The organism is uncultured Campylobacter sp. (assembly GCF_937949835.1).
Taxonomy (GTDB): domain Bacteria; phylum Campylobacterota; class Campylobacteria; order Campylobacterales; family Campylobacteraceae; genus Campylobacter_B.
In genome coordinates this window covers 1-6801 of sequence record NZ_CALEDC010000301.1, presented here as the reverse complement: position 1 = coordinate 6801, position 6801 = coordinate 1, and the positions used below count along the sequence as shown (strand labels likewise).

General features: G+C 50.7%; 6 protein-coding genes and 1 pseudogene. All 7 read right to left on the bottom strand.

The window, feature by feature from the left end:
• The coding region (locus Q0256_RS06850) for an NADH-quinone oxidoreductase subunit N (protein ID WP_297961517.1) at nt 1-1171 on the bottom strand (1171 nt) is incomplete at its 3' end.
• A complete protein-coding gene (locus tag Q0256_RS06845) occupies nt 1161-2690 on the bottom strand; it encodes an NADH-quinone oxidoreductase subunit M (protein ID WP_297961514.1) in 1530 nt (509 codons plus the stop codon). The genes Q0256_RS06850 and Q0256_RS06845, both read right to left, overlap by 11 nt.
• A gap of 7 nt (nt 2691-2697) precedes the next feature.
• Nucleotides 2698-4545 carry an NADH-quinone oxidoreductase subunit L gene (nuoL, locus tag Q0256_RS06840; RefSeq protein ID WP_297961511.1) on the bottom strand — a complete coding sequence of 616 codons (1848 nt, stop codon included), beginning with the start codon at nt 4543-4545 and terminating at the stop codon, nt 2698-2700.
• Complete coding sequence (gene nuoK, locus Q0256_RS06835; RefSeq protein WP_295151092.1) at nt 4538-4861, bottom strand: NADH-quinone oxidoreductase subunit NuoK; 324 nt, start codon at nt 4859-4861, stop codon at nt 4538-4540. The genes nuoL and nuoK overlap by 8 nt, the downstream gene beginning before the upstream one ends.
• Nucleotide 4862: 1 nt before the next feature.
• Complete coding sequence (locus Q0256_RS06830) at nt 4863-5390, bottom strand: NADH-quinone oxidoreductase subunit J (RefSeq protein WP_291938411.1); 528 nt, start codon at nt 5388-5390, stop codon at nt 4863-4865.
• A gap of 329 nt (nt 5391-5719) precedes the next feature.
• A pseudogene (gene nuoI / locus Q0256_RS06825) lies at nt 5720-6304 on the bottom strand (NADH-quinone oxidoreductase subunit NuoI); the annotation flags it as partial.
• A gap of 11 nt (nt 6305-6315) precedes the next feature.
• Nucleotides 6316-6801, bottom strand: a 486-nt coding sequence (locus Q0256_RS06820; RefSeq protein WP_297961506.1) for an NADH-quinone oxidoreductase subunit H, incomplete at its 5' end; no start/stop codon positions are given.

Sequence of the window (6801 nt, the reverse complement as noted above, 5' to 3'; positions counted from 1 at the left end):
CAGAGCCCGGCTCGTGATTTTGCGAAAAAGCGGGCTTTGCATTTGAGATAAAGCTCTCGCCGTTTGCGTTTAAATTTAAAGCAGGGTTTTGGGTTTTAAATTTTAAATTTAACGAGCGCGCGCGCCTTTGCCGTACGCACCAGATGAACGCAAACGCCCCGAGATTTGCCACGGCATATAGTATCCAGTAGGTGAAAAGCGCCGCATTTGCCTGCGTCGAGCCGATCACGATCGCGCAGAGTACGAAGCCTGCGTGCGAAACGGAGCTGAAAGCCAGCATCCGCTTGACGTCGCGCTGCACGAGCGCCATGAGGTTCGCTAAGCTCATCGTAACCACCGCTACGGCGTAGAGCACGATGTTTAGCCACTGCACGCCGATACTTCCCAGCGCCTCAAACAGCCTGATCGCCACGACAAAGCCCGCGATCTTAGGCACTACGGACATGAAGCCCGCCATTGCGGAGCTCGCGCCCTCGTAAACGTCGGGCGTCCAGGTATGAAACGGGATCAGCGAGAGCTTAAATCCTATCGAGACGATCATAAATGAGCAGGCGGCGAAAAGTAGGACGCTGGTTTGTAAATTTGAACTCTTAGCGATCTGCGCGATATTTGAAATTTCCATAGAGCCGGTCGATAGAAAAAACATCGCCGCGCCGAATGCGAAAAATCCCGATCCCATCGCGCCCATGATGAAATATTTTAGCGCCGCTTCGATTGATCTGGCGCGATTATGCAATGCGATGAGCGTATAAAGCGCCAGCGAGCCCGTCTCAAGCCCCACGAGGATCATCATTAAGCTTTCGCTCGCGACCATAAACTCATAGCCCACGAGCACGAATAAAAACAGCACGAAAAATTCCGCGGTATGGTACTCATGCGCGCTTCTTGCACCCAAAGATAGAAAGATGAAAAATATCGAGCCTGCGAGCATGATAAGCATCGATAGCGTCGCGATTCCGTCCACCAGCATCACGTCAAAAAGCCCGCGTATGCCGCTGTTGTATCCGAAAACAAGCCCGAAGCCCAGAGCTAGCGCCAGTATCGTGATGACGGCGTAAAATTTATACGATAGCGTGCGCGCAAAAAGCGAAACCGCGAGCATCAGTAGGGCAAATCCTCCGAGTATCGCCATAGGCGCGATCGAGGCTAAATTTAAAAGATTATTTTGCATCGCTTCTTACCTTAAAATTTGCTTTTTCCATATAGGCGCGGGTCGCGGTTTGAGAGGCTTTGTTAAACATCAGCTCAAGGCTTTGCGTCACGCTAGGCTCGATACTCTTTAGCATCAAATTCGGCGCTACGCCAAGCGCTACCACTAGCACGCAGATCGGAACGATAGAGCAAAGCTCGGTTCTATTTAGATCGCTTAGCTTTTTATTTTCCTCATGCACGATCGCGCCGAAGAAGGTCTTTTTATAAAGATTCATCGAATAGATCGCGCCCATTATTATGCCGAGTCCGCCCAAAAGCGCGTAGCTAAAGCTTATTTTAAAAATCCCCGCAAGGCTTAGGAATTCTCCCACGAAGCCGATCGTAAGCGGAAGGCCTATCGAGCCTAGCAGCACGACGCAAAAGCAAAACGCATAAAGCGGCATCACCCGCGCAAGCCCGCCGAACTCGCTGAAAAGCTTCGTGTGCCTGCGGTCGTATAAAAAGCCTACGAGCATAAAGAGCCCGCCGCTTACGATACCGTGGCTTATCATCAAAAATACCGCGCCGCTAATTCCTTCGCGGCTCATTGAAAAAATTCCTAGCATTATGACGCCCATATGCGCGATCGAGCTATACGCGATTACCTGTTTGATGTCCTTTTGCGCAAAGGCGATGAAGCTCGCATAGATGATCATAACGATCGCTACGGCGCACATCATCCCGCTAAAATGCACGCTCGCGTCGGGAAATAGCGGCAGCGAAAATCGCACGAAGCCGTAGGTGCCCATCTTAAGAAGCACTGCAGCAAGCAGTACAGAGCCTATCGTAGGAGCCTGTCCGTGCGCATACGGCAGCCAGGTATGAAAAGGAAAGCAAGGCGTCTTGATCGCAAAGGCGAGCGAAAATGCCAAAAATAGAGGAATTTGCGTGCTAAGCGGCAGCGACAGGCTCTGCCAGTCTAGGATATTAAAGCTGTACTCGCCCGTAGCCTCGTGATAGAAATAGCTCATCGCTACGAGTCCAACGAGTAGAAACATCGAGCCTAGGAAGGTGTAGATGAAAAATTTTACCGCGGCGTAAATTCTCTTGCCGCTGCCCCACGCGCCGATGATGTAGAGCATTGGAATTAGCGAAAGCTCCCAAAAGATGTAAAACAAAATCGCATCTAGCGCCACGAAAACGCCCACCATCGTCATCTCTAAAAATAGAATGCAGATGATTAAATTTTTGGCGCGCTCTTTGATACTTAGACTAAGCAGCGCTAAAAATGTAACCAGCGTGCTTAGGATCACTAAAAACAGCGAAATTCCGTCCACGCCGATGAAGTAGTTGATGCCGTATTCGCTTATGAAAGGGTGCAGCACGCTAAACGCGATGCCGTCCACCGGCTCGTAGAGTATCCACAAAACGAGCGAAAGCACGAACTCTATGAAGCTCATCGTAACGGCGTAGGTCTTGATGCTCGCTTCGTCGATCAAAAAGCCCAAAACCGCAGCTACCGCCGGAAAAAATATAACCAAACTTAAAAAGTATTCCATGCCCACCTCACAGCGCAAACGCCAAAATCAGCAAAATGAAAGATCCCAAAACCATCCACCTTAAATTTGCGCTCAAATCTCCGCTATTGCTTACGCGATCCGCACCCTCGCCGCTTTTTACCGCGATGCGAGCGATCAGATCGACGCTGGCGTCTATGATCGCGCCGTCGCATTTAGCGCAGATCTCGCTAAGCTTAGCGTATCCGCGCACGATCACGCGCTCGTAAATTTGCGGGATAAAATACTGCGCGATCAAAATTTTATAAAATTTGCAGTTCTTTAAATTTTGGCTAAATTTACCCTTGCCGTATGTCCAAATCGTGCCGATCGCCACCGCGCTTATCATCGCTAGCGTTAGGGCGATCAAAATTACCTCCACGCCGTGCGGGATCGAAGCTTTAAAGCCCGGCAGTATGCTAAGCACAAACTCTGCAAAATCGTGCTCGAAAAAGCCCGCTATCACCGCAGGCACGGCTAACACGCCCATCGCGATAAGGGCGAAGCCTTTCGCCTCGTGCGGATGGTGCGAGTATTTTGCCTTACCGAAAAACACGAGCATTATTAGGCGCACGCTGTAAAATGTCGTCATCGTAGCGCCCGCAAACAGCAGCGCCCAGATAAAATACGCGTCCGCGCTCCACGCCGCTTCTAAAATTTTATCTTTTGAGAAAAAGCCCGCGAACGGATAAAATCCGCAAAGCGCGAGCGAGCCTACACACATTAAAATCGCCGTAGGCCGCATAAACTTATATAATCCGCCCATATTTTGGATATTTAGATCATCCTTCATCGCGTGCATTACGTTGCCCGCGCCCAAAAATAGAAGCGCCTTGAAAAACGCGTGCGTCGCCAGATGAAATAGCGCGATCCAATACGCCCCGAGCCCCGCGGCTACGAACATATAGCCAAGCTGCGAAAGCGTGGAGTAGGCGATGATTTTTTTAAGATCGTTATGAACCAGCGCCATCGACGCCGCAAAGACCGCCACGAAAGCGCCTAGGCAGACGATAAAGCCGCTTACTTCGGGCGCGAGCGCGAAAATCGCATTTGCGCGGATCACCAGATAAACGCCCGCCGTAACCATCGTCGCTGCGTGAATGAGCGCGGATACGGGCGTCGGACCCGCCATCGCGTCGGCTAGCCAGGTATGGAATGGAAACTGCGCGCTTTTGCCCATCGCACCGATAAATAAAAGTGCGGCGACCAGGGTTAAAATTTCAGGCTCCAAGCCCGCTGCGTTCGCAAACACCACCTCGTAGCGCAGCGAGCCGAAATTTAAATAGATCAAAAAAATTCCAAGCAGCATCCCAAGATCTGCGATGCGGTTCATTATGAAAGCCTCGTTGGCGCACCAGCTGTAACCCTCCCTATCATACCAAAAGCCGATCAGCAGCCACGAGCAGAGTCCGACCCCCTCCCAGCCGATGAAAAGCCCTAAAAAATTATCGCTCGTTACCAAAACCAGCATCGAAAATACGAAAAGCCCCAGGAAGCTGAAAAATTTAGCGAAGTTTTCATCATCCCACATGTAGTAGATCGAATACACATGCACGACGCTGGATACGATGCCTACGACCACCATCATCACCGCACTTACGCTATCTATGAGAAAGCTAAATTTTGCGTCCAAAAATCCCGTGTTTATGAAATCGGCTAAATTTACGCTGATTAGGCGGTTGTCAGAGACGAGCTCCATCAAAGCAAGCGACGCGATAGTGCTTAAAATCACCAGCGCCGAGCAGATTACGCCAATAAACATCTTGTCTTTGGCGCGAATGAAAACGCCTGCGAAGATCGCCGAGGCAAGCGGTGCGAAAAGGGCGATTAAAAGCCACACAAAAACAGTATCAAGCATCCGGTCCATCCTTGGAAGGATTTTTAAAATTTACGAAGCTGTCAAGTTCGATGCTGCCCGTTTTCTTATACCACAAGATGAGTAGTCCAAGCCCCACGGCCATCTCGCTCGCAGCGATTGCGACGATGAAAAGTGCAAAAATTTCGCCGTTTATGTTGTCGTAAAATTTCGCCACGGCGACGAGGGCTAAATTTGCGGCGTTTAATAAAATTTCGCTCGAAAAAAAGAGCATTATCAAATTTCTTCGCTTCATCATACCCGCAAGCCCGAGCCCAAACATCATCGCAGCAACGATCAGATAGTGATTTAGACTCATTTTATCCCTCGCTCTCTTCGTATGTCAGGCTTGCGTCCATCTGCTTATGCGCAAGCACGATAGCGCAGATCATCGCCACGAGCAGCATCACGGCTGCAAGCTCGAAAATCGCCAGATATTTCGTAAAGATAATCATCCCAAGCGCCTCGGTATCGTCGGTGTTTAAAATTTTAAGCGTTTCTACGTTGTTCGCAACCACCGCGCCAAGCACGATAATCACGAGCAAAAATGCGATCACGCCGCTAAGCGCGAAAAATAGCCTTGCCCCTTTTTTGGGCTCGCTTACGTTTTTATCCGCGCCTAAAAACATCAGCGCGAAGCCGTAAAGCACGATCACGGCGCCCGTGTAAACTATGATCTGCACTACGCCTAAAAACTCCGCATCCAGCAAGAAGAAAAATCCGCTCATAAATACCATACCGCCAGCCAGCGCGCTAAGGGCGTAAAGGACGTTTTTGCTAAAAACGCTGATGCCGAAAAGTGCCAGGCAAACCGCGCTGAAAAAATAAAATGCAAGCGTTTGTATCATTGCTCCTCCCCCTGCGCGGCGGAATCTTCTGCGCATTGCGAGGCGGAATTTTCTTTGGAATTTCGCTGCGAATCAAGCGTGGAATTTCGAGCGTCCGTAGCAGAATTTTCTTTAGAATTTTTGGCGTCTGCGGCGGAGCTTTCCTTTAAGCTTGCCCGCTTGGCGTTTTGCCGCTCGGTTAAAATTTCGCCGCTTAATCCCGCACCCTTTGAAAATAGAATTTTATCGCTAGAGGCGCCCTCTTTTTTAAAGCTTTCCGCGGCGCTGCTTTTTAAATTTGAACCCGCACTCTTTAAGCTTAGCTCGTCGCTTGCGGCGTCGCTTTTTATATAGGCATTCGGCGTCATCTTGATCCGCGCGCCCGCGTTTTCATCCAGGCTGCCGTAGCCCGCAAACTCCTGCGCCACGCCGTTTAAACATAAATTTTCGCCGCGAATCAAAAGATCCTCTTTGAAGCCGTAGTATGCCCGCTGTTCGCTCGCAAGCTCGTATTCGCAGCCGTGCACGATAGCGATCTCGGGGCAGACGTCCGCGCAAAGCCCGCAATAGACGCAGCGCCCTAAATTTATCGAGTAGTTATCTACCTTTTTGCGGCCGTCGGCGCCGAGGCTGGTCTCCATCGCAATGCAGTTCGCCACGCAGATCTTCTCGCACAAGCCGCATCCGATGCAGCGTTCGCTGCCGCTTTCGAGCAGGCGCATTAGCTTATGCACGCCGCGGTATCTAGGCGGCATAACAAATTTTTCCATAGGATACCGAAGCGTGTGCGAGCCGCCGCGCTTAAACATATTTTTTAGCACCACCCACAGCCCCACGAAAAGCTCTCCGTTAAAGGTGCGGGAGAGGAATCTGCGCAGCTTATCGCCACCGGATTTAATAGGGGCTCGTTTGTCGATCTGAGCGTATCTTGCCATCGCACCCCTCCTTAAACGATCGCTAGCGCGGTAATTAGCATGCAAGCAAGAGCTAACGGCATGCAGACTTTCCAGCAAAGCCCCATCAGCTGATCGGGGCGCAGATGCGGCCACGCCGCGCGCGCCCATAGGAAGCAGAAAAACACGAGGCTTGATTTTAATATCATCATAATGCCGCCGGGGATAAACCAAAATGCGTTGAATCCGCCCAAAAACAGTAGCGTCGTGACGACGGAGTAGGTTATGATATTGGCGTATTCGCCGATAAAAAACATACCCCAGCGCATGCCAGAATACGCCGTACCGGCGCCCGCTACGATCTCGGTTTCATTTTCGGTAAGGCACAGCGGCGTGCGGTTACACTCGACGAAAGCGGCGATGAGAAAGAGCGCGAAGCAGACGGGCTCTTTCCAGATAAACCACTTGTCGATGCCGCCGCTTTGCGCGCTTACGATGTCGATAAGCGAGAGCGAGCCGGTGATCATCACGATAGGGAT